This window comes from Candidatus Dadabacteria bacterium, assembly GCA_026708565.1.
Classification (GTDB): Bacteria; Desulfobacterota_D; UBA1144; order Nemesobacterales; family Mycalebacteriaceae; genus Mycalebacterium.
On sequence record JAPOUR010000053.1, the window covers coordinates 1 to 19,415 of the forward strand.

The 19,415-nt window shown below is 56.8% G+C and carries 20 protein-coding genes; 13 read left to right on the plus strand and 7 right to left on the minus strand.

What is annotated here, in order from left to right; translation table 11 throughout:
* From OXF42_06490 to OXF42_06500, 3 genes are all read left to right on the plus strand, one after another.
* Positions 1–680 (plus strand): hypothetical protein (locus OXF42_06490; GenBank protein ID MCY4047730.1); only part of this gene is annotated, 680 nt, incomplete at its 5' end.
* A 7-nt stretch (positions 681–687) separates the two neighbouring features.
* The gene (locus tag OXF42_06495) at positions 688–1,080 is read left to right on the plus strand and encodes a hypothetical protein (GenBank protein ID MCY4047731.1); all 393 of its coding nucleotides are present in this window, start codon (positions 688–690) and stop codon (positions 1,078–1,080) included.
* 150 nt (positions 1,081–1,230) lie between these two features.
* Positions 1,231–2,388 (plus strand): DUF4143 domain-containing protein, encoded by a 1,158-nt coding sequence (locus OXF42_06500; GenBank protein ID MCY4047732.1) that lies wholly within the window; start codon positions 1,231–1,233, stop codon positions 2,386–2,388.
* Positions 2,389–2,415: 27 nt separating this feature from the next.
* Here the strand turns inward: OXF42_06500 and OXF42_06505 are convergent, their stop codons facing one another.
* From OXF42_06505 to dapF, 3 genes are all read right to left on the minus strand, one after another.
* Entirely contained in the window at positions 2,416–3,291 is an 876-nt protein-coding gene (locus OXF42_06505) for a Fic family protein (protein MCY4047733.1), read from the minus strand.
* 127 nt (positions 3,292–3,418) lie between these two features.
* Positions 3,419–4,606 (minus strand): amidohydrolase family protein, encoded by a 1,188-nt coding sequence (locus OXF42_06510; GenBank protein MCY4047734.1) that lies wholly within the window; start codon positions 4,604–4,606, stop codon positions 3,419–3,421.
* Positions 4,603–5,481 (minus strand): diaminopimelate epimerase, encoded by an 879-nt coding sequence (gene dapF / locus OXF42_06515; protein ID MCY4047735.1) that lies wholly within the window; start codon positions 5,479–5,481, stop codon positions 4,603–4,605. Before dapF ends, OXF42_06510 begins: the two co-directional genes overlap by 4 nt.
* A gap of 79 nt (positions 5,482–5,560) precedes the next feature.
* Between dapF and OXF42_06520 the strand changes: the two genes are divergently transcribed.
* Positions 5,561–6,322 carry a 3-oxoacyl-ACP reductase FabG gene (locus OXF42_06520; protein MCY4047736.1) on the plus strand — a complete coding sequence of 254 codons (762 nt, stop codon included), beginning with the start codon at positions 5,561–5,563 and terminating at the stop codon, positions 6,320–6,322.
* 4 nt (positions 6,323–6,326) lie between these two features.
* Here OXF42_06520 and ccsA read toward each other — a convergent pair whose 3' ends face one another.
* Complete coding sequence (gene ccsA, locus OXF42_06525) at positions 6,327–7,112, minus strand: cytochrome c biogenesis protein CcsA (GenBank protein MCY4047737.1); 786 nt, start codon at positions 7,110–7,112, stop codon at positions 6,327–6,329.
* Complete coding sequence (gene prfA, locus OXF42_06530; protein ID MCY4047738.1) at positions 7,109–8,164, minus strand: peptide chain release factor 1; 1,056 nt, start codon at positions 8,162–8,164, stop codon at positions 7,109–7,111. The genes ccsA and prfA overlap by 4 nt, the downstream gene beginning before the upstream one ends.
* 68 nt (positions 8,165–8,232) lie before the next feature.
* On the opposite strand from prfA, the gene OXF42_06535 reads away from it, so the two are divergent.
* Genes OXF42_06535 through OXF42_06560 form a run of 6 tightly spaced genes read left to right on the plus strand, consistent with a single transcriptional unit; the run spans position 8,233 to position 11,451 of the window.
* Entirely contained in the window at positions 8,233–8,433 is a 201-nt protein-coding gene (locus tag OXF42_06535; GenBank protein ID MCY4047739.1) for a hypothetical protein, read from the plus strand.
* Between the two features lie 3 nt (positions 8,434–8,436).
* A complete protein-coding gene (locus OXF42_06540; GenBank protein MCY4047740.1) occupies positions 8,437–8,781 on the plus strand; it encodes a cell division protein ZapA in 345 nt (114 codons plus the stop codon).
* Positions 8,753–9,403 carry a 5-formyltetrahydrofolate cyclo-ligase gene (locus OXF42_06545; protein ID MCY4047741.1) on the plus strand — a complete coding sequence of 217 codons (651 nt, stop codon included), beginning with the start codon at positions 8,753–8,755 and terminating at the stop codon, positions 9,401–9,403. The genes OXF42_06540 and OXF42_06545 overlap by 29 nt, the downstream gene beginning before the upstream one ends.
* Positions 9,396–10,964 (plus strand): ribonuclease Y, encoded by a 1,569-nt coding sequence (rny, locus tag OXF42_06550; GenBank protein ID MCY4047742.1) that lies wholly within the window; start codon positions 9,396–9,398, stop codon positions 10,962–10,964. The genes OXF42_06545 and rny overlap by 8 nt, the downstream gene beginning before the upstream one ends.
* A 9-nt stretch (positions 10,965–10,973) precedes the next feature.
* Positions 10,974–11,252, plus strand: a complete 279-nt coding sequence (locus OXF42_06555; protein ID MCY4047743.1) for a hypothetical protein — start codon at positions 10,974–10,976, stop codon at positions 11,250–11,252.
* Entirely contained in the window at positions 11,224–11,451 is a 228-nt protein-coding gene (locus OXF42_06560; protein ID MCY4047744.1) for a DUF2283 domain-containing protein, read from the plus strand. The genes OXF42_06555 and OXF42_06560 overlap by 29 nt, the downstream gene beginning before the upstream one ends.
* Positions 11,452–11,497: 46 nt before the next feature.
* Here OXF42_06560 and glyS read toward each other — a convergent pair whose 3' ends face one another.
* The gene (gene glyS / locus OXF42_06565) at positions 11,498–13,567 is read right to left on the minus strand and encodes a glycine--tRNA ligase subunit beta (protein MCY4047745.1); all 2,070 of its coding nucleotides are present in this window, start codon (positions 13,565–13,567) and stop codon (positions 11,498–11,500) included.
* Between the two features lie 76 nt (positions 13,568–13,643).
* The gene (gene glyQ / locus OXF42_06570; GenBank protein MCY4047746.1) at positions 13,644–14,522 is read right to left on the minus strand and encodes a glycine--tRNA ligase subunit alpha; all 879 of its coding nucleotides are present in this window, start codon (positions 14,520–14,522) and stop codon (positions 13,644–13,646) included.
* 101 nt (positions 14,523–14,623) lie between these two features.
* On the opposite strand from glyQ, the gene OXF42_06575 reads away from it, so the two are divergent.
* From OXF42_06575 to OXF42_06585, 3 genes are read left to right on the plus strand one after another with little or no spacing between them, the layout of a single operon-like run.
* On the plus strand, positions 14,624–16,159 hold the full coding sequence (locus OXF42_06575) for a GspE/PulE family protein (GenBank protein ID MCY4047747.1): 1,536 nt from the start codon (positions 14,624–14,626) through the stop codon (positions 16,157–16,159).
* A 2-nt stretch (positions 16,160–16,161) separates the two neighbouring features.
* Positions 16,162–17,298 (plus strand): type II secretion system F family protein, encoded by a 1,137-nt coding sequence (locus OXF42_06580; protein ID MCY4047748.1) that lies wholly within the window; start codon positions 16,162–16,164, stop codon positions 17,296–17,298.
* 18 nt (positions 17,299–17,316) lie between these two features.
* A complete protein-coding gene (locus OXF42_06585; protein MCY4047749.1) occupies positions 17,317–19,413 on the plus strand; it encodes an amino acid permease in 2,097 nt (698 codons plus the stop codon).
* The last annotated feature ends 2 nt before the right edge of the window (positions 19,414–19,415 follow it).

The window sequence follows — 19,415 nt, forward strand, 5'->3', positions numbered from 1 at the left end:
CTCATGTTGAATCTATCTATGACAGCAATAAAGAGTTGTCGCAAAATTCAAATTACGGTTTATTAATTGCTTTGCTATATGTTGATTTGGCGACTAATAGAAAATCGTTAGATGCTTTTGTAAATTGGGTTGTTGATAACTGCATATATCAAATTAAAGAAAGCGAGGCTATGAGTATTGTGGACATATACGAATCATTTCAACAAAAAAGATTTAGACAGATCTTTCTTTCAATGGAGTTTGGGAAAAGACAATCAGAAGCCCATTATAGGGCAATAAAGGGGGTTATTGACAAAGTTAACAATGATTATGGTTTGAAGATACCTATCCGCCCTATAAAGATGAATATGTTTAAGGCTGGTTATTCTTACAAAATCACAGACGAGATACTTGAACAGATTGCTAATTGTGGATTGCTAATTGCAGATTTATCTTCTCGGAATGTCAATGTCTATCATGAAGTCGGATATTTGATGGGGCAAAACAAAAAAGTAAATCGGCGTAATGATAACTTCATTCTCTTGATGAAACAAAAAGAAAATGATGGAGAGACCAGTAAGGCAGTTGGTTTTAACCTTGCCGACTACAACCAAATAAGATTCAAAGATACTGAAGAACTACGAGATGAGTTGGAAAAATCTATTATTCAGTATTACAACCTTGATCCTTCTTCCAGTTGATAAAGAGATGTGCGTTACGATACCCCTCAGCACCATAGGCTTAGTCTTTGACCTTGCCGGAGCCATTCTTATAGGCGGCTATGCCTTTCGTGTCTTGAGTCCTAAGCATCTAACTGGGCGGACAGGAAAGAGGATTGCTGATTGGCCTGTGGGTATGTGGTTGGACGGTTTTAATCCCAACACCGCAGGGTTGCTGTTTGATATAGTCGGCAGCACTCTCATGGTGTTTATAGGGGTTGCTCTTCATATCTATGGCTCACTGGCGGATAAACATGTTTGCTCGCTTTATCTTCCGCTTACTGTTGCCTTGCTTGCCTGTTTGATTGTCTTCTACTTCAAAAAGAGAAGATGGTTAGTATTCTGGAGGGCGGGAAAGACTGAACATTATGATGGCGGCTGAGTCTGACAGCGACTGTGGCATTGAGCCTGTGAAGAAGCCAATCCAGCCCCGCACAGAATAGAACAAAACCGTGTTTCAAATAGAAGAGAACACTGTGTAGAATAGAAATATCACCTGTGCAAAATAGAAATACTCTGCTATAATGCCCTTATGCAAACCCGCGCAATCCACAATGAAATCAGCGATTTACTTACCAAATACCCCGCCGTGGCGCTGATTGGTCCCCGTAGCAGCGGAAAGACAACTCTGGCGCGGCTGTTTTCCGACCGTCACTTTGACTTGGAAAGGCGGGGAGAAGACCTCAAAGTTGACCTACAATGGGAGGAGATTACCGAAAGCTGGGACCCCGTGATACTGGACGAGGCGCAGGAATACCCCTATGTCTTCTCGCGCCTTCGCGGTGCCATTGACGCTGACCGCAAACGTTACGGCCGCTTCCTCCTGCCCTGTTCGGCGGTCTCCCCGCATTTGATAAAGCGGGTTCCCCAGTCTCTCGCAGGGCGGCTTGCCGTTGTGGAACTGACCCCGCTGTTGCTTGAGGAAGTCGGCGCGGAAAAGGTCAATGATTTATGGCTTTACGGCGGCTATCCGGAAGGCGGCATCCTGCAAAACGGCGGCTACCCCGGCTGGCAGCGGAACTATTTGGGCCTTATGGCGCAAAGGGATTTGCCCAAATGGGGGTTGCCCGCAAACCGGCGGATGACCGAAAAACTGTTCTCATTGCTTGCCGCCGACAATGGAAGAGAATGGAATGCGTCTGAAACCGGCAAACGGCTGGGGGTTTCCTACCACACCGCCAACAGTTATCTGCTCTATCTGGAAGGGGCTTTCCTTATACGGCGGCTGCAACCGTTTTATACTGGCACGGGCAAACGGCTGAGCAAACGCTCTAAAGTGTATTGGCGCGATTCCGGTTTGCTGCACAGTCTGCTCAAAACAGGGGGTTTCGATGAACTTGTCGGGCATTCCGCCGCCGGTGCAAGTTGGGAGGGGTTTGTTATAGAGCAGATATTGGGAGCGCTGAATACGGCGGGGGTTTCGCATGACGCTTTCCACCTCCGTGCTGATAACAAACGGAAGATAAACCTGATACTGCAATTCGGGAAGGAATTATGGGCGGTAAATACAAAGTTGACGACTTCGCCGTCTCCGGAGGATTTGAACCTGCTGGATAAGACCGCCGACCTTATAAATGCCGACAAGCGGATATTGATTACGCAACACAGGGAGTTTATTGAAGGGGAGGGGAAGGTTGTTTGTGATTTGAGCGGGTTTCTGGGGTATGTGAAAAAGGTTTTTGACGGGTGAGTTTGTTTTGCAGACCCCGCCCCGCCCTCATCTCTTTCCCCTCACATATCCGCCCTCTATTTTCCAGACTCCCTTTTCCCGGAACGCCGGAACTGTCTGACGGCGGGCGGCATTGCTAACCGCTGAGGCTGAGAGTTTGCGCTTTTTGATGTAATCGGACAAACGGACTATTTTCTTTCCCCTCAGGTAGGCGAGCCTTTTGTGCATGGATTCAAGCAGTGCAAGGGATAATATCTTTTCCATTCCCTTTGTGTTGCCGTTTTCCCTGTATTCGTCAAACGCCCGGTAATAGGTCTGCTTGTCGCTGTTGCGGATAATTATGCGGGGGAAGCCCAACTCCAATAACTGAAAGTTTATTATTACACGCCCTATGCGTCCGTTGCCGTCGCAAAACGGATGGACGGTTTCAAAGTCCAGATGGAACTTCGCTATCTTTTCCAGAAAATAACCGTTCATGTCGCCCGAATAGGAAAGCAGGATTTCGTTTATCATCTCCTCAACACGTTCGGGGTGGGGCGCTATGTGAGTGCCGACGCGCACATACTCGCCTTTTTGACGAAACCGCCCGGCTATGGGGTCGTCAATTCCACTCATGAGCATATTGTGCAGAAACAGTATTAAATCTTCGGTCAGCGGCTCTTTTTGAACCTTGGCGCGCTTGTGGGCGATTACACGCGCCAGATTTTTTGCCTCAAACACCTCGCGCATTGACACATTGCGCGACAGTTCAAGTTCCATCAGGATCTTCTCCGTCTCCCCAAGCGTGAGAGTGGAGTTCTCTATCGCGTTGGAGTTGTAAACATTCTCAGGCGTTTCCGCCTCGTCAATTAAGGTTAAAAGAGACTCCCTGCCGGGCTTTAACGAGGCGTATTCATCCCGCAGGAACTGGATTCTGTCTTTCAAAGATTTGGAGACTGGCACGGGAGATATGATACTCACTCACGCTAAAATGTCAAAAAAGCGTGAATGGACGGCATTATCAGGGTCTCATTCACGCTTTTTTGCTTGAATTCCGTGAATGAGCGGTTTGCTATCGCCCCCTTGAAACCGTCTCCGCGCTGTTTGCGGAGACGACCGCCTTATACGGGTCATCGGTTTTTCCCGTTCTGATGAAGATTAAGTCCGCATCCTTTCCGGGGGTTGCGCTTCCGATTCTGTCTTCAAGAAAAAGCGCCTCCGCTCCGCCGAGGGTCGCCATGCGGACGGCGGTTTTTGCGGCTTCATCCTCTCCGAGAGGCAAAAGCATGTCGCGGAGGAGTTTCATTTCATTGAAAAAATTAAGGGAGGTGTTGCTTGAAAGCCCGTCCGTGCCGATGCCCACTCTTTTGATTTTTGCGTATTTCAGCGCGGGCGCGTCTCCCGTGCCTAAAAACCGGTTGCTTCCGGGGCACAGAACAACGCCCATGTTTTTTTCGCCCGCCCGCCTTATCTCCCCGTCCGTCACATGCGCCATGTGGACAAGGGTGATTTTTGTTTTTCCCGTTCCGGTTTTTTCCAGATACTCAAAAGGCGTGTCCGCCGTGTGCCGCTCCATCGGCGGCTTGCCGAGCAGGGGATATATTTTTTCCGTTATGCCGTTTTTCCCGCCCCTCACAAATAAGGTCTCCTCAGGGCTTTCCGCAAGATGTATTCCCGACGGAATGTTCTCTTTTTCAGACCGCGCAAACGCCGCCCTTATAAGTTCCGGAGAGCAGGAGTAGGGCGCGTGCGGAAATATGCGCTCCTCATACCGCCCGCCGTGCTCAAGACGAGCGGGAAACGCGGGCTTGCCATCTGTAACCTCGCGGAAAAGAACCGTTCTGAACGGGCTGTTTTTCAATATGTCCGCGTCCGCGCCGTAGGAGGATATTTCCCCCACAGTGGTAACGCCGCAGCGCATAAGTTCCGCCGCCCCGCCGCGAACGGAACGCTCCAGCTCGCCGGGTTCGGGTCCCCTCAGTTTTTTTGTGATGATGTGTGAAAGCCAGCCGGTAAAACTTTCAAAACCCCCTTCGGGGCGCAGCCAGCCGAGTTCAAGATGGGTGTGGCAGTTTACAAAGCCGGGAAGAAGAACACCCTCCCCCAATTCGCGGACGGCAAAAGAGGGAAACCGCTTTCCGATTTCCTCCGCCGTGCCGAGGGCTTTTATTTTTCCGTTTTCAACCGCAACCGCGCCGTTTTTGACCGGCGGGGATGAAACGGGAAGCACATGGGCGCACGACAGAACAAAACCGCTCATCGCCCGCGCATGCCGGACAGTTTTTTGAGCATGTCGCCGCTCAAGTTTCCGGTCGCCACCTCTTCGGCGGGCCCCGTCATCCGTATTTCAAAAGCGGGGGAAACCTCAATGTTCAATTCGCCGCCGGGCATCGCCGCGATGAGCGGGCTTTCGCACAGCCCCTTGCGGACGGCGGCGGCCGCCGCCGCGCACGAACTTGAGCCCGACGCAAGCGTGTATCCCGCGCCGCGCTCCCAGATAAAAATTTCAAGACGGTCTTTTGAAACCGCGCGCGCAAACTGAACATTTGTGCGGCCGGGGAAAAACTCATGATTTTCAATAAGCGGCCCCAGCAATTTTGTGTCGTCCGCATTGGGGCTTTCCGTGAAAATGACACAGTGCGGATTGCCCACCGACACGGCGGTGAATTCAAAACTTTTTCCGCCCGCCCGTATTTTATCCGCGCCCTCCCTGAAAACCGCCCGCCCCATGTCCACCGTTACGGCGCAAACGCCGCCGTCTTTTTCGGTTGTTTCCGCCCGCGCCTCCCCGCCGGGGGTCTCTATGGAAAATGCGTTCGCCCCCGCGTGTCCGCGCTCGCGGAGAAATTTGGCGAAAATGCGCAGCCCGTTGCCGCTTTTTTCCGCCTCGCTTCCGTCCGGGTTGAAAATCCTGAGGCCGAAATCGGATTTTTCCGAATCAACCATAAGCAGTATCCCGTCCGCCCCGACGCCGAGGCGGCGGTCGCACAGCAAACGGACGGCCTCCGGAGTGAGGTCAAAGGAAAGGGATTTTTCCTCAAAAACCAGATAGTCGTTTCCGAGCCCGTGAGATTTCGTGAATTCGTTCATCACCCTTGCGGGGGCGAATATAACATTATAATAATGCGCTTCCAATTTCAGGGGATTTGACAAAACCGCCCGCGCCAATAAAATTAGTCGCCTGTTCCAAACAAGAGGTTAGGAGGAATAAACCATGCTTGAGAAATTGCACGACCTTAAGGGTCAGGTTGCCGTTGTTACGGGCGGCTCAAGGGGGATAGGGAAAGCGATATCAATCGCGCTTGCGGAGGCCGGGGCGGACATACTGCTCAACTACGCGAGAAACGACGCGGCGGCGGACGCCGTAAAGCGGGAAGTTGAGGCGCTGGGAAGAAAATGCGTTACCGTTCGCGCCGATGTGGGAAACTTTGACCAGGCCCAGAACGTGGGCAAGGCGGCGGTGAACCACTTCGGCAAGGTTGACATTCTTGTCAACAACGCCGGGGTCAACAGAGACAGAATGCTCAAAAGAATGACGCCCGAACAGTGGAGCGAGGTCATACAGACCAACCTGTCAAGCGTCTTCAACTGCACCAAAGCCGTTCTTGACCCGCTTCTTGCAAACGAAAACGGCGGTTCAATCGTCTCCATTTCATCCATCATCGGAGAGATGGGCAACATCGGGCAGGCGAACTACGCCTCCACCAAGGCGGGCATAACCGGCTTTACCAAAAGCATGGCACGCGAGTTGTCCAGAAACAAAATCAGGGTGAACGCCGTTGCCCCCGGCTTTGTTGAGACCGACATGCTGATGACCGTTCCCGAAGACATCCGGGCGACCATCCTCAAGGACATACCGCTCGGCAGATTCGGCTCGGCGGAGGATGTCGCGCTTGCGGTTGTTTATCTGTGCTCCTCTTCCGGAAGCTGGATTACGGGAACCACCGTCAGGCTCAACGGCGGACACTACATCTGATAATTCAGGGGCCGTAACTGGCGGCAAACGCCGCCGCAATTGCCGCAAATCCCGCGATGGCGACAAGGGACGACTTGCGTCCCTTCCATCCGTGCGCCAGTCTGCCGTTTATCAGGACGGCGTAGATAAGCCACGTTACGACCGACAGGGTTACCTTGCCGCCCCACTGCCAGTCCGCCCCCCAGACGCTGCTTGCGGACACAAACCCCAGCGCGAGCCCCAGAGTGGCGAGGGGGAATCCGCACAGCAGGCTTATGTGCTGAACCCTGTCCAGCCCCGTTATCGGCAGCAGAGACCCGCCTTTGTCCGGAGCGAGCGCGCCCCTCTTTATCCGCCCCTCCCTGACAATGTATAAAACGGCGGCGACAAACGCGATGAAGAAAAACGCCTGCCCAAGAAGCGCCAGCGCGACATGGGTCTGCACCAGCGCCCCCGCCGGGCGCGCGGCGGATTCCGCAACGGGAACGGCGGACGGCAGAGTGGCGGCGAACGCGAGCGTGAATACAAACGCGCCGAGAGACGAGCGGCGCGCCCGCGTTCCCATGGCGAGCAGGGCGGCGGCGGTGAACCATGAGAACAGGAACACCCCCCGGGCAAGCCCCCCGGCAAGCGGCTCTCCGGACGCGACCGCCGCCCACACTCCCGCCGTGTGGGCGGCAAATCCGGCAAGCCCGGCGGCAAACCCCGCCCGGCGAATCCATCCGGCGGGATTTGAGAGCGCCATAAACAGTATCAGCAGCGCGGACGAGGCGAGATAAAGGCAGACGGCGGCCATGCTTGCGGGGTTCACTGCGGCGCCTCCCCCGCTTTGCTTTTGAGAGCGGCGACCAGTTTTTCAATCCCGCCGTTCATCACGGCCTCTATGTTTGAGAGGGAAAGCCCCGTTCTGTGGTCGGTAACGCGGGACTGGGGGAAGTTGTAGGTTCGTATCTTCTCGCTTCTGTCGCCGCCGCCGAGTTGTTTTTTCCTCTCCCCCGCCCTCTCGCTTTCGCGCTTTTCGGTTTCCGCCTCATACAGTTTCGCGCGAAGCATCCGGACGCACTGGGCGCGGTTTTTGTGCTGCGACCTCTCGCTCTGGCACTGCGCCGTGATGCCCGTGGGAATGTGAGTTATCCTGACCGCCGAGTCGGTCTTGTTCACGTGCTGCCCGCCGGGGCCGGACGCCCTGTAGGTGTCAACCTTTATGTCTTTGTCGTCTATCTCCACCTCCACCCCTTCGGGCTCGGCGAGAACCGCCACGGTTGCCGTTGACGTGTGTATCCGCCCGCCCGTTTCCGTCGCCGGAACGCGCTGGACTCTGTGAACGCCGCTCTCGTGCTTCATGCTCTCAAACACGTTTGCGCCCTCAATTGTTACGACCGCCTCTTTTACGCCGCCCAGTTCCGTTTCCGCAAGGCCGATGACGGCCGCTTTCCAGCCCCTCTTTTCGCAGTATCTGGAATACATTCCCAGAAGGTCGGAGGCAAACAGCGCGGCTTCCTCCCCCCCGGCGGCAGGGCGTATCTCAAGGATGACATTTCTGGTGTCGTCCGGGTCTTTGGGCGCGAGAAGTTCGGCAAGGTTTTTCTCGCACCGCTCGCGCTCAATCTCAAGCGACTCTATCTCCGCGCGGGCGAGTTCGCGCAGTTCGGCGTCTTCCAGAAGCGCCGTGTTCTCGTCTATGCGCTCAAGTATCTCCCTGTAGCGCCCGTATGCGCGGACGGTTTCCTCCGCCGCGGACATCTCCCTTGACAGTTTCACAATCTCTTCGGGGGCGATTCCGGGGCGTGAAAGCCGTTTCTCGCTGTCGCGGTATCCGGCTTCGGTTTCATCAAGCGTTTTCAGGGTCGCGGGGCTCAGCATAGCAGTCCGGTATGCTCCCATACCTTGAACAAATTACAAGAAAGCATTAAAATGGACAAATTACGGCTATGGACTCAGGCCTTGAAAACACGGTTCTCAGATGCGCGCAACTCGCCGAAGAGTTGGCGGAGGATTATGAAGACCTTGTTATGGAAAACAGGGAGTTGAGAAACACTGTTGAGAGGCTTGAGCGTGAGAGACGTGAGTTTGGAAGAAGATTGGAAAACGTGTCCGGAAAAATCAGGGAACACATGAGGACGAGGGCGTAACCCGTGCGGGATGTTGACATAAACGCCTTCGGGGCCCGATTCCGCGTGAGAACCGAACCGGAGAATGAGCAGCGTGTGAAAAACGCGGCTCAACTTCTGGAGAAGCGCGTGGAGGAGGTGTCCGCAGACCTCAAGAGGACTATGAGCGGACGCATTCCCGATATTATCTTCTACGCCGCTCTTGGCATAGCCGAAGAACTGATCATGTCGAGGGAGCAAATTGAGGACGCTGAGAATTCAAAACGGGAGCGCGACGAGCGACTCCGGCAGGTTGTGGACAAGTCTCTTATCTCAAAGTTCACCAAGCTCAAGATGGCTTATGGAGCCGAGAGAAAGGGAGACGGGTAAAGAGCCGGAAACCGGCGGCGGTGGCGGCCGCCTCACAAAACAGAACATCCGCCGGCGCTACGCGAGCATAAGAAACGGCAAGCCGCCGTCTGTTCTCGCGGATTTGAGCGCGCGCGTTGTCGCCAACCTGTGCGGCGGGGCGCTGTTTGAGTCTTCACACACCATTGCGCTGTATGCGGCGCATGCGGGCGAGGTTGATTTGTCCGCCGCCGTTCCCCTCATCAGGGCGGCGGGAAAGAGGGCGTTTTTTCCGAGGGTCTGCCCGGAGGGGCTGCGCTTTTTTGAAGTCCGGTCAACGGACGAACTGTCGCCCGGCAGTTTTTCAATTCCGGAGCCCGCAGTTGACGCGGGGCGCGAGGCGCTTCCCTCCGGCTTGGACCTGATGGTGATTCCGGGGCTGTGCTTTGACCGCTTCGGTTTCAGGGTCGGCTCAGGGAAGGGGTTTTACGACCGCGCGACCGAGGGTGTTGACCCGGCGAGGGTTTGCGGCGCGGCGTATTCGTTTCAGTTGGTCAGTTTTGAAATTCCGGCGGAGTCGCACGACAGACGCGCGGGTTTTATCGTAACAGAGGAGGGCGTGTTTGGCGTCCAAACCAAAAGGGAAGGTGAAAAAAATGTTTGAATCGGTTTTCATGGCGGCTGCTGTCGCCGGTGTTGTGTGCTTTGCGGCGGGTTTTGTAATCCACCACCTGATCATCTCGTCAAAGGAGAGGCAGACGCTTGCAAGGAAGGGCGCGCTCGGCTCGCAGATAATTGAAAGGGCGAAGAGGGATGCGGCAAAAATAGTTGAAAACGCCAAGTCCAAGTCCGCCGATGTGACGCGCAGGAACAAGCGCGACCTTGAGCGTATTGAGAAGGACAGGCGGCGGCAGTCCGCCTCGCTTGAGCAGGAGGCGGCAAAGGCGCGGGCAAGCGCGGACAGCAAGATGAAGGAGGCGGAGGAAAAGGAGATGGACTTGAGCCGCCGCCGCAACAGTCTTGACTCGCTTGAGAAGTCTCTCAAGGAGAGGCATTCGGAAGTGGACGGGATGAAACGCGACATGACCCGGCGTCTTGAGGAGTTGTCCGGGCTTTCCGCCGAGGAGATCAAGGCGGACATGATGCGCTCCATTGAGGAGGAGGCGAAAAAAGAGGCGTCTCTGCGGGCGAGGGAGATAGAGGAGGCGGCGGAAAACGATGCGAAGGATACCGCGATGAAGGCGGTTGCGCTTGCCGTTCACAGGTATGCCGGTTCATACACGGCGGAAAACACCTCGTCCACGATTGCGCTTCCCGACCCTGATATCAAGGGCAAGATCATCGGGCGCGAGGGCAGGAACATACGGGCGCTTGAGGTGCGAACCGGCGTTGATTTCGTGATGGACGAGTCGCCCGACACGGTGGTTCTCACCAGTCTTAACTCCCTGCGCCGCGAGATTGCGGCGGTTTCCCTCAACCGTCTCATAGAGGACGGCAGGATTCATCCGGCGAGGATTGAGGAGATTGTGTCCGATGTTGAGGAGGAGATAGGCGAGGAGATAAAGAAGGCGGGCAAGGAGGCGGTTTTTGACCTCGGCATACACGATATGGACCCCGAACTTGTGCGTCATGTGGGGATGCTCAAATACAGGAGGAGTTACTCCCAGAATGTGCTGAACCACTCAATAGAGGTGGCGTTTATATGCGGCATGCTGGCGGCGGAACTCGGCTACGACCAGAATCTTGCCAAGCGCGCCGCGCTGTTGCACGATGTGGGCAAGGCGGTTGACCATGAGGTTGAGGGCTCGCACGTGGAGATAGGGGCGGACCTTGCGAAGAAATACAAGGAGGATGAGCGTGTGGTGAACGCGGTCGCCCAGAGCCATGACTCGCGCGTTACGGATGTGCTTTCAATACTGGTTCAGGCGGCGGACGCCATATCGGCTTCGCGTCCGGGGGCAAGAAAGGAGAGTTACGAGAAGTACGTCCAGAGGATTGAGGACATAGAGGGGATAGCCAATTCCTTTTCGGGCGTCAGCAAGAGTTTTGCCGTCCGGGCGGGCAGGGAGTTGCGTGTGATAGTGGAGCACACCGCCGTGGATGAGGGTGAGAGCGAGGCGCTTTCAAGGGACATAGCGAAAAAGATTCAGGATGAGGTTACCTATCCGGGCAAGATAAAGGTGACGGTTATAAGGGAGACGCGGGCTGTGGCGTATGCGTCATGAGGGGGCGGTATGAAGTTTTCCCCTTACTTCCGGCGCATCAGGAATCAACGCCCTGACCGCCGGAGTATCAAGGATGAGTGGATACGGCGCGTAATTGACAACCCCATTCACAGGGAGATACAATCAAACGGCAGGATAAGGCTGTGGGGAAGAGTTGATGAGGTCGGGAAGATTCTCAGAGTTGTCTTGCTGGAGGACGGGGAAACGGTTTTTAATGTTTTCTTTGACAGGGGATTCAAGATAGGAGGTTACACACTGCATGAAGATTTCGTACTTTTCGGACACTGACACGGTTCTGTTTGACTTCTTGGACGGAAGAGCCGATGAGACCCTTCAAATCAAGGACAATGTATTTCTGGATTTTGACGAAGACGGCAGGTTGCTCAGCCTGACAATAGACCATGCCGGTTCTAATGGCGACCTTGGCAATCTCACGCTTCCAAGCGGCGAAAGCGTTAATTTGGGTCTGATTTCAGACGGGAAGTGAAAGGCTTTCCGGTTTACCCTTCTCAATATCCGCTTCCACTGTAGCGCTATCTGTCTATCTTTGACAAATCCCCGACCCTGAAAAATAAATCCTTCACCCGCGCAAGCAGGGCAAGGCGGTTGTTTCTTACCTTTGCGTTTTTGTCCATCACCATCACCGCGTCAAAAAACCCGTCCACCGGATTTTTCAGCCCCTCAAGCCGTTTCAGATGACCGGCGAGTCCGCCGCCGGTTGCTTTCTCAATCCTCTCAATCGCGCCGAGCAGTTTTTTCTCCTCCGTTTTCTCAAACAACTTCGCGCTGACCTTCCCGCCTTTGCTCTCCCCCGCTATGTTGACCACCCTCTTGAAAGACGCCGCCACCGCCGCAAACGATTTTGACTTCCTCGCCTCCTCAAGGGCGGCAAGCCGCTCCCGGCACTCCGGAAGACCGCCAAAGCCCGCCGATATGACCGCCTCAACGGAGTCCGCCTTTGCCCCGCTCTCAACCATCACGCCCCTGAACCTTCCCGCTATGAAGTCCGTCACTTCGGCGCAAATCTCATCCGTTTTCGCCGCCGGTTTGTCGGAGTAGGGCGCTTTCTCAAGGGTCTTCAACACAAAACCGGCAAGTTCCGGGACGCTGAAATCCAGCCCCCGGTCAAGCGCGATGTTTATCAGCCCTATCGCCTGCCGCCGCAGCGCCAGCGGGTCGGACGAGCCGCTGGGCTTCATTCCGAGATAAAAGCACGAACATATATTGTCAATTTTGTCGGCAATCGCCAGTATCGCGCCCGCGTCCGTGCGGGGCAGGGCGGAGTCCCTCGCAGTCGGCATATACTGCTCCTCAATCGCGGCGCACACACCGGCGTCCTCTCCCGCCGCTTCGCAGTAGCGCCTTCCCATGACGCCCTGAAGTTCGGGGATTTCAAACACCATCTGTGTCGCAAGGTCGGTCTTTGACAACTTTGCGGCGCGTTTCAGGGTTTTATCAAGCCCCGTTTTCCCCGCCATCCGGGCGAGTTTTGCCGCCACTTTTTCCAAACGCGCCGTTTTGTCCGCATAACTTCCCAGCCCGGACAGGAAGACCATCTTTTCAAGCTCCCCCGCCCTCTTTTCAAGAGGCGTTTTCAGGTCTTCGGAATAAAAGAACTCCGCGTCCGCAAACCTTGCGCGAAGCACCCTTTGGTTGCCCCGGATGACCGTTGCCGCGTCCTTCACGGGCGTTCCGCACACAAACACGAAATAAGGCAGAAGCCCGCCCGACTTTGAAAAAACCGGAAAGTATTTCTGGTGGCTCTTCATCACGCTGGTAAGCGCTTCGGCGGGCAGGTTCAGAAACTTTTTCTCAAACTCGCCGGACAGCACAAGCGGATGCTCCACAAGCCCGCGCACGGTTTCAAGCAGTTCGGGGTCTTTCCGGTAAACGCCGCCAAGCCGCCGCGTTTCCGCCTTCACCCCCGCCTCTATCGCTTTCATGCGCTCATCGGGGTCGGCAATGACAAAGTTTTTCTTCAGCCCCGACAGATACGACCGCCAGTCCGCCGGTTTGAACGGCTTTTTGCCCGCAAACCTGTGCCCCGACACCGATGCGGAAAACGGCACTCCGTCCATCTCAATCCTGAGCGGCCTGCCGCCGTAAAAGCAGGAGATTTTCCTTACGGGCCTCGCAAACGCGGCGGCGTCCTCCCGCCACCTCATTGATTTCGCGCACCGGACGCCCCTTATGACCTCCGGCGCGGCGCGGGCTATAATGCCGCCGGACTCGCCGCCCTTTGTCTTTTTTCTGAAAACAAGAAACCTGCCCTTTTCCCTTTCGGCGACCTCAAGCTCCTCCACCCGCGCGCCCTTGCTTTTTGCAAAGCCGAGAGCCGCCTTTGTGGGAGAGCCGTCCGCGCCGAACGCCGCCGCTTCGGAGGGCCCGAAACTCTCAACCGTCACATCCCCGGCGCGGGGGGTGACGCCGGAAACCAGAAGGGCGAAACGCCGGGGAGTGTGAAAACACACCACTTTGTCAAACCCGACCGCAAGCTCCCCGAGCCGCCGCTCAAAACCGCTTTTGAGTCCGTCCGCTATCTGCGGAGACATTCCGGACGGGACTTCCTCCACCGCCAGTTCAATAAAAAGGTCTTTTTTCATCGCCCCGCTTCCGCGCACGGGAGAAGTTTGCCCCCTTGCGTCTTGTCCGCCGCTCCTTTGGTGAAAGAGTCTTTTTTCATCGCTTTGCTTTTGCGAGCAGGGGAAAGCCCATCTCTTCGCGTTTTTTCAGCCACGCCCCGGCGCACGCGCCCGCCAGGGCGCGCACCCGCGCTATGTAGGTCTCCCTCTCCGCTATTCCCACCGCGCCGCGCGCGTCAAGCAGGTTGAACACATGGGAGCACTTCATGCAGTATTCATACGCCGGAAGCGGCAGCCCCTTTTCCGCAAGGCGCACGCACTCCGCGCCGAACTGCGGAAAAAGCTCCGCAAGGGCCGCTGTGTCCGCCTCTTCAAAGTTGTAGGTTGAGAACTCAAACTCGCTCTCCCTGTGCATCTCGCCGTAGGAAATGTCTCCCTCCCATTTGAGGTCAAACACATTGTCCACCCCCTGCAGATACATCGCTATCCTTTCCGTCCCGTAGGTGATCTCCGCCGACACCGGATTCAAGTCTATGCCGCCCGCCTGCTGAAAGTAGGTGAACTGCGTTATTTCCATCCCGTCCAGCCACACCTCCCAGCCGAGCCCCCACGCGCCGAGGGTCGGAGATTCCCAGTCGTCTTCCACAAACCGGATGTCGTGCCGCGCCGCGTCTATGCCGAGGTGGGAGAGGCTCTTGAGATACAAGTCCTGTATGTCGTCCGGGGCGGGCTTGATGAGAACCTGAAACTGGTAGTAGTGCTGAAGCCGGTTGGGGTTGTCGCCGTATCTGCCGTCTGCGGGCCTTCTGCTCGGCTCAACATACGCCACGCTCCACGGCTCAGGTCCGAGGCATCTTAGGAATGTGTGCGGATTGAAAGTTCCCGCGCCCTTTTCGGTGTCGTAGGGCTGGGCGATGACGCATCCCCGGCTTGCCCAGAAGTCCTGAAGGGAGAGTATGAGTTTCTGAAAGGTCATCTGCGCGGAAGCGGTTTTCAAACAGTAACATTAAACGGGCGCAACGGGAAATTTTTTCTGCGGAGCGCGGCGTTTTTTGATATATTTCAGTTCTCCCCGACATGAGCGATTTGCCTGAAAACACCCCGGCGGTTTCAACCGACCGCGGGCTGCTTGAGATGTTTCCCGAAAGTTTTGCGAGAGAGCACGGCGCGGTCCCCGTCCGCACGGACGACGGGAGGATTGCCGTGGCGGTGGCGGCGGGCGGCGCGTCCGCCGATGTGCTTGAGTATGTGAAGTTCCGCTGCGGCGCGCCGGTGAGTCTGGTTTCCGTCCGCCCGGAAACGCTGCGCTCCCTTATTGAAAGCGGATACGGCGGCGGGGAGGAGGCGGAAGGGGTTTTCTCTCCCGACTCAATCAGGCGTATGGCCAATGAAGCCTCGGCGGAGACCGGCTCTCCGGAGGACGGCGCGCCCCCGAAGCACGACTACGTTTCTCTCTCGTCTCCGGTGGTGCGGCTTTCAAACTCAATAATAGAGGAGGCGTTTTCAAAGAGGGCGAGCGACATACATATTGAGCCGTATGAGAATGAACTCAGGGTCAGATACAGGATTGACGGCGTGCTGTATGTGTTTCACAGGTTTCCCCCGCGAATTGCGCCCGCGCTGACCTCAAGGCTGAAGGTTATGTGCGAACTTGACATAGCCGAAAAAAGGCGCGCGCAGCAGGGGCGCATGAACTTCCGCGCATCCGGCGGGCGCAGTTTTGAGTGCAGGATTTCGGTTGTTCCCGTCATATTCGGCGAGAAGGTTGCCGTCAGAATTCTGGACAAGGGGCCCCTGCACTTCAGTCTGGGCAAGCTCGGTTTTACAGACGCCCAGCTCGCGGATTTTGAAAAATCCGTCCGCGCGGAAAACGGGATGGTGCTTATCGCGGGCCCCACGGGAAGCGGAAAGACCACGACCCTTTACTCCGTCATTGAGGAGATAAAGAGCGAGGAGACAAACATCATCACCGCCGAAGACCCCATTGAATACAACCTGCCCGGAATAAGTCAGGTTCAGGTCAGGGAAGCCGTGGGGCTTACCTTTCCCGAATGCCTGAGGTCTTTTCTCCGGCAGGACCCCGATGTGATTCTTGTGGGCGAGATACGCGACCGCGAAACGGCGGACATAGCGGTCAAGGCGTCCCTTACGGGGCATCTTATGCTGTCAACCATCCACACCACGGACGCGCTTTCGGCGGTCGTGCGCCTGCTGGACATGGGGGTTGAGCCGTTTCTGGTCGCCTCGTCCCTGCGGGCGGTGGCGGCGCAGAGGCTTGTGCGCGTCATCTGCGAGCGTTGCAGCCGTCCCCTCTCCCCGTCCGCGCCGGTTTCCCCGGAGTTTGCCGGAATCCGGGACGGTTTGCGCGAGGGGGCGGGCTGCCCCGCCTGCTCAAACCTCGGCTACAGGGGCAGGGAGGCGGTGTATGAGGTGGCGGTCGTTGACGCCGAACTCAGGGAGATGATAGTTTCGGGCGCTCCCCTGAGCGACATGAGAAAATGGGCGTCCCGCGCGGGCATGAGCACAATGAGGGAAAACGCCGTCCTCAAACTCAAACGCGGAGTAACCACCGCCGAAGAGGTTTTGAAAAACACTCCCGCGGATGAGAAGTAGTTATGCCTGTTTTTGTTCGGGAAGGGATTTCAAAAGGCGGGACGGGTTTTGCGGCGCGCCTCAGAGCCCTCCTGTCAACCGAGATTCATACGGGCGCGATACCCCCGGCGGCGGTTTACGGCTTCACAAGGAAATTTTCCGTGATGGTGGGGGCGGGCATTGAAATCTCCCGCGCCCTTGAGGTTCTGGTTGAGCAGGAGACTGACACGCGCTTCAAAAAGGCGCTACGGCGCACACTGGATGCCGTCCGCGCTGGCGAGAGCCTTTCCGATGCGATGGAAAAAAGCCCCGAGGCGTTTGCGCCTTTTTATACGGGCCTTGTCCGCGCCGCCGAGGCGGGCGGGTCAATGGGCGGCATACTGACGCGGTTTGCCGACAGTCTGATGAAATCGGAGCTGCTCAGAAAGAAGGTCAGGACGGCGATGATATATCCGCTTGTGGTGGTCGGCACGGCGGCGGCGGTTCTGTTTGCCGCGCTGGCGTTTCTCGTTCCGGTGTTCACTCAGGTGTTTGCCGACATGGGCGCGCCGCTGCCCGCCCTGACGCAGGCGGTGGCGGATGTCGCGTTTTTTGTGAAAGCCAACCTGCCGCAGATGGCGGCGGGCGCGCTGTTGTGCGTTCTTGTTCCCGTTTTTCTTTACCGGCGGTCGGCAAGGGCGGCGGTGTTTGTTGACAGGGCGGTCTTTCTCATCCCCGTTTTCGGCGAGATGGCGCACAAGTCCGCGCTGTCGCGCTTTTGCGGCGCGCTGTCGTCTCTTCTGCGCGGGGGAGTTCCGCTGGTGTCCGCTCTTGAGGCGGTGTCGTCCGCGTCTCCCAACAGGTTTTTCTCCCGCGAGGTTGTCGCCGCGGCGCGGCGGATGGTCAGGGGGGAAGGTGTTGCCGGGGCGTTCGGCGCGGGAAAGGGGGCTTTCCCCGCCATATTTGTCTCCATGGTGGACGCCGGGGAGCGGTCGGGGCGGCTTCCTCAAATGCTTGAAATACTGTCTGAAACCTACATGCAGGAGACAGACGCCCTGTCCGCCGCCGTCCAGTCGTCCGTTGAAAGCGGGGCTATTCTTATTGTCGGAGTTGTGGTCTCGGTTATAGTGATTTCAATGTATTTGCCCATATTCAGCCTTGTGTCTCTTTTTTCGGGGTGAGGGGCGGAGTTTTTGCCTGTGGAAAAACCTTCAAAAAAACTGCTAAAGGAACTTGGAACGAAAGACATCTTCGCCCTTGCGGTGGGAACTTCGCTGAGCGCCGGGTTCTTCCTGCTGCCCGGAATTGCGGCGAAGGAATACGGCCTCGGCCCCTCGGTGGTAATAGCGTATATGGTGGCGGTTCTCTCGCTTGTGCCTGTCATATTCAGCATCGCGGAGCTGTCAACCGCCATGCCGAGGGCGGGCGGCGCATACTACTTTATAGACCGTTCTCTGGGGCCGCTTTTCGGCACTGTGGGCGGCATCGGCACATGGCTCGCCCTTGTTCTGAAATCCGCGTTCGCCCTTATTGGAATGGGCTACTACATCGCGCTGTTTTTCCCGGACTACAAGGATTACATTGTGCCGTTTTCCGTTGTCGCCTCGCTTGCGCTGGGGTTTATCAACGCCGTGGGCGCAAAGTCAAGCGGCGGGTTTCAGAAGTCTCTTGTGCTGGTGCTTCTGCTGATACTTTCGGTGTTCATCTTTTCCGGCGTTGCGGAGATTAAGCCCGCAAACCTCGCCTCCCTCGGAGACTTTTCCGCCGAAGCCCTGCTGTCCACCTCGGCGATGGTGTATATCAGTTATGCGGGCATAACCAAGGTTACAAGCCTCTCCGAGGAAGTCCGCGACCCGGAGAGGACGATTCCGGTCGGCATGTTCTACGCGCTGGGGGTTTCCGTTCTGGTTTACGGCCTCGGCTCTCTGGTGATGGTGGGGATAGTTCCGCTTGACCGGCTGATTGGAAACCCCACGCTTCCGGCGGATGCGGCAAGCGCGATCTTCGGCAAGGCGGGGCTTTACTTTATCTCCCTTGCCGCCATTGCCGCATTCATTTCGGTTGCCAACGCGGGCACGCTCACGGCGTCCCGCTACCCTCTGGCGATGAGCCGGGACAACGCAATACCGCGCGTGTTTATGAAAATATCGCCGAGCGGCACGCCCATTTACGGGCTTGTTCTCACGGTCGCCGCCACCGCGCTCACGCTTGTGCTGCTGGACCCCGCAAGGATAGTGAAACTCGCAAGCGCCTTTCAACTTCTGGTGTTTGCGATTCTGTGCTTCTCGGTGATTGTGATGAGGGAGAGCAGGATTGACTCCTACGACCCCGGATACAGGTCGCCCCTTTACCCGTGGATGCAGATTGCGGGCGTGGTTTCGTCCATGTGGCTTTTTGCAAGCGTAGGGCTGTCCGCCAAGGTGTTCACTGTGGCGGTGGTGGTGGTGTGCGTGCTGTGGTACCGGACTCACATGCGCGACAAGATCAAGCGCGGCGGCGCGATATTCCACCTGTTTGAAAATCTCGGCCGCTCCCGCTACGAGGGGCTGGACACCGAACTCAGGGAAATACTCAAGGAAAAGGGTCTCAGAAAAGACGACCCGTTTGACCGCCTGATGGCGGGCAGCGCGGTGATAGACCTCGGAGACCGCTCCGACCTTGATTTTGAGGCAGTGGCGCGCATGGTGTCCGAGGAACTCGCGCCGCGCGTCCGGCGGGTGGGCCCCGATGCGCTTGCGAAGGGTTTCATAAGCGGCACGGGCGTGGGAATGACGCCCGTTACCGAGGAGGGCGTCGCGCTTCCGCATTTGCGGCTTGACGGCATTGACCGGATGGAGATAGCGATAGTGCGCTCCCTTGCCGGCGTGAGCATACCGCCCGGCACCGGCGGAGGGCGGGCGGTGAAGGCAAAGGCGCTGTTTTTCCTCGTCAGCCCGAAGGACGAGACAAACCTTCACCTCAGAATGCTTGCCGGGCTTGCGAAGATCGTTGAAGACAAGGGCTTTTTCGGCGACTGGACGCGCGCCGCCGGAGAGGACGGCATAAGGGAAATCTTTACCCGCAGCGAGCAGATAATCTCCGTTGACATCGCCGGGTGGGAGCGTCCCTCCCATGCGCTCACGGGCAGGCCGCTCAAGGATTTGAGTCTTCCCGCGGGCTGTCTGGTGGCGCTTGTCCGGCGCGGCGGTCAAACGGTTGTGCCCGGCCCGATGACGGTTCTTCTGGAGGGCGATTCCGTTACTTTTGTGGGCGAGCCGCATGCGGTTGAGGAAATCAAGAGAAGGTATCTGGATTAAGC

What these genes read in the sequence shown, in the direction of transcription:
- OXF42_06495 (MCY4047731.1), top strand. Translation starts at nt 688, where the DNA reads ATGTGCGTTACGATACCCCTCAGCACCATAGGCTTAGTCTTTGACCTT.
- OXF42_06500 (MCY4047732.1), top strand. Translation starts at nt 1,231, where the DNA reads ATGCAAACCCGCGCAATCCACAATGAAATCAGCGATTTACTTACCAAA.
- OXF42_06510 (MCY4047734.1), bottom strand. Translation starts at nt 4,606, where the DNA reads ATGAGCGGTTTTGTTCTGTCGTGCGCCCATGTGCTTCCCGTTTCATCC.
- OXF42_06520 (MCY4047736.1), top strand. Translation starts at nt 5,561, where the DNA reads ATGCTTGAGAAATTGCACGACCTTAAGGGTCAGGTTGCCGTTGTTACG.
- prfA (MCY4047738.1), bottom strand. Translation starts at nt 8,164, where the DNA reads ATGCTGAGCCCCGCGACCCTGAAAACGCTTGATGAAACCGAAGCCGGA.
- OXF42_06535 (MCY4047739.1), top strand. Translation starts at nt 8,233, where the DNA reads ATGGACTCAGGCCTTGAAAACACGGTTCTCAGATGCGCGCAACTCGCC.
- OXF42_06545 (MCY4047741.1), top strand. Translation starts at nt 8,753, where the DNA reads ATGGAGCCGAGAGAAAGGGAGACGGGTAAAGAGCCGGAAACCGGCGGC.
- rny (MCY4047742.1), top strand. Translation starts at nt 9,396, where the DNA reads ATGTTTGAATCGGTTTTCATGGCGGCTGCTGTCGCCGGTGTTGTGTGC.
- OXF42_06555 (MCY4047743.1), top strand. Translation starts at nt 10,974, where the DNA reads ATGAAGTTTTCCCCTTACTTCCGGCGCATCAGGAATCAACGCCCTGAC.
- OXF42_06560 (MCY4047744.1), top strand. Translation starts at nt 11,224, where the DNA reads ATGAAGATTTCGTACTTTTCGGACACTGACACGGTTCTGTTTGACTTC.
- glyS (MCY4047745.1), bottom strand. Translation starts at nt 13,567, where the DNA reads ATGAAAAAAGACCTTTTTATTGAACTGGCGGTGGAGGAAGTCCCGTCC.
- glyQ (MCY4047746.1), bottom strand. Translation starts at nt 14,522, where the DNA reads ATGACCTTTCAGAAACTCATACTCTCCCTTCAGGACTTCTGGGCAAGC.
- OXF42_06575 (MCY4047747.1), top strand. Translation starts at nt 14,624, where the DNA reads ATGAGCGATTTGCCTGAAAACACCCCGGCGGTTTCAACCGACCGCGGG.
- OXF42_06580 (MCY4047748.1), top strand. Translation starts at nt 16,162, where the DNA reads ATGCCTGTTTTTGTTCGGGAAGGGATTTCAAAAGGCGGGACGGGTTTT.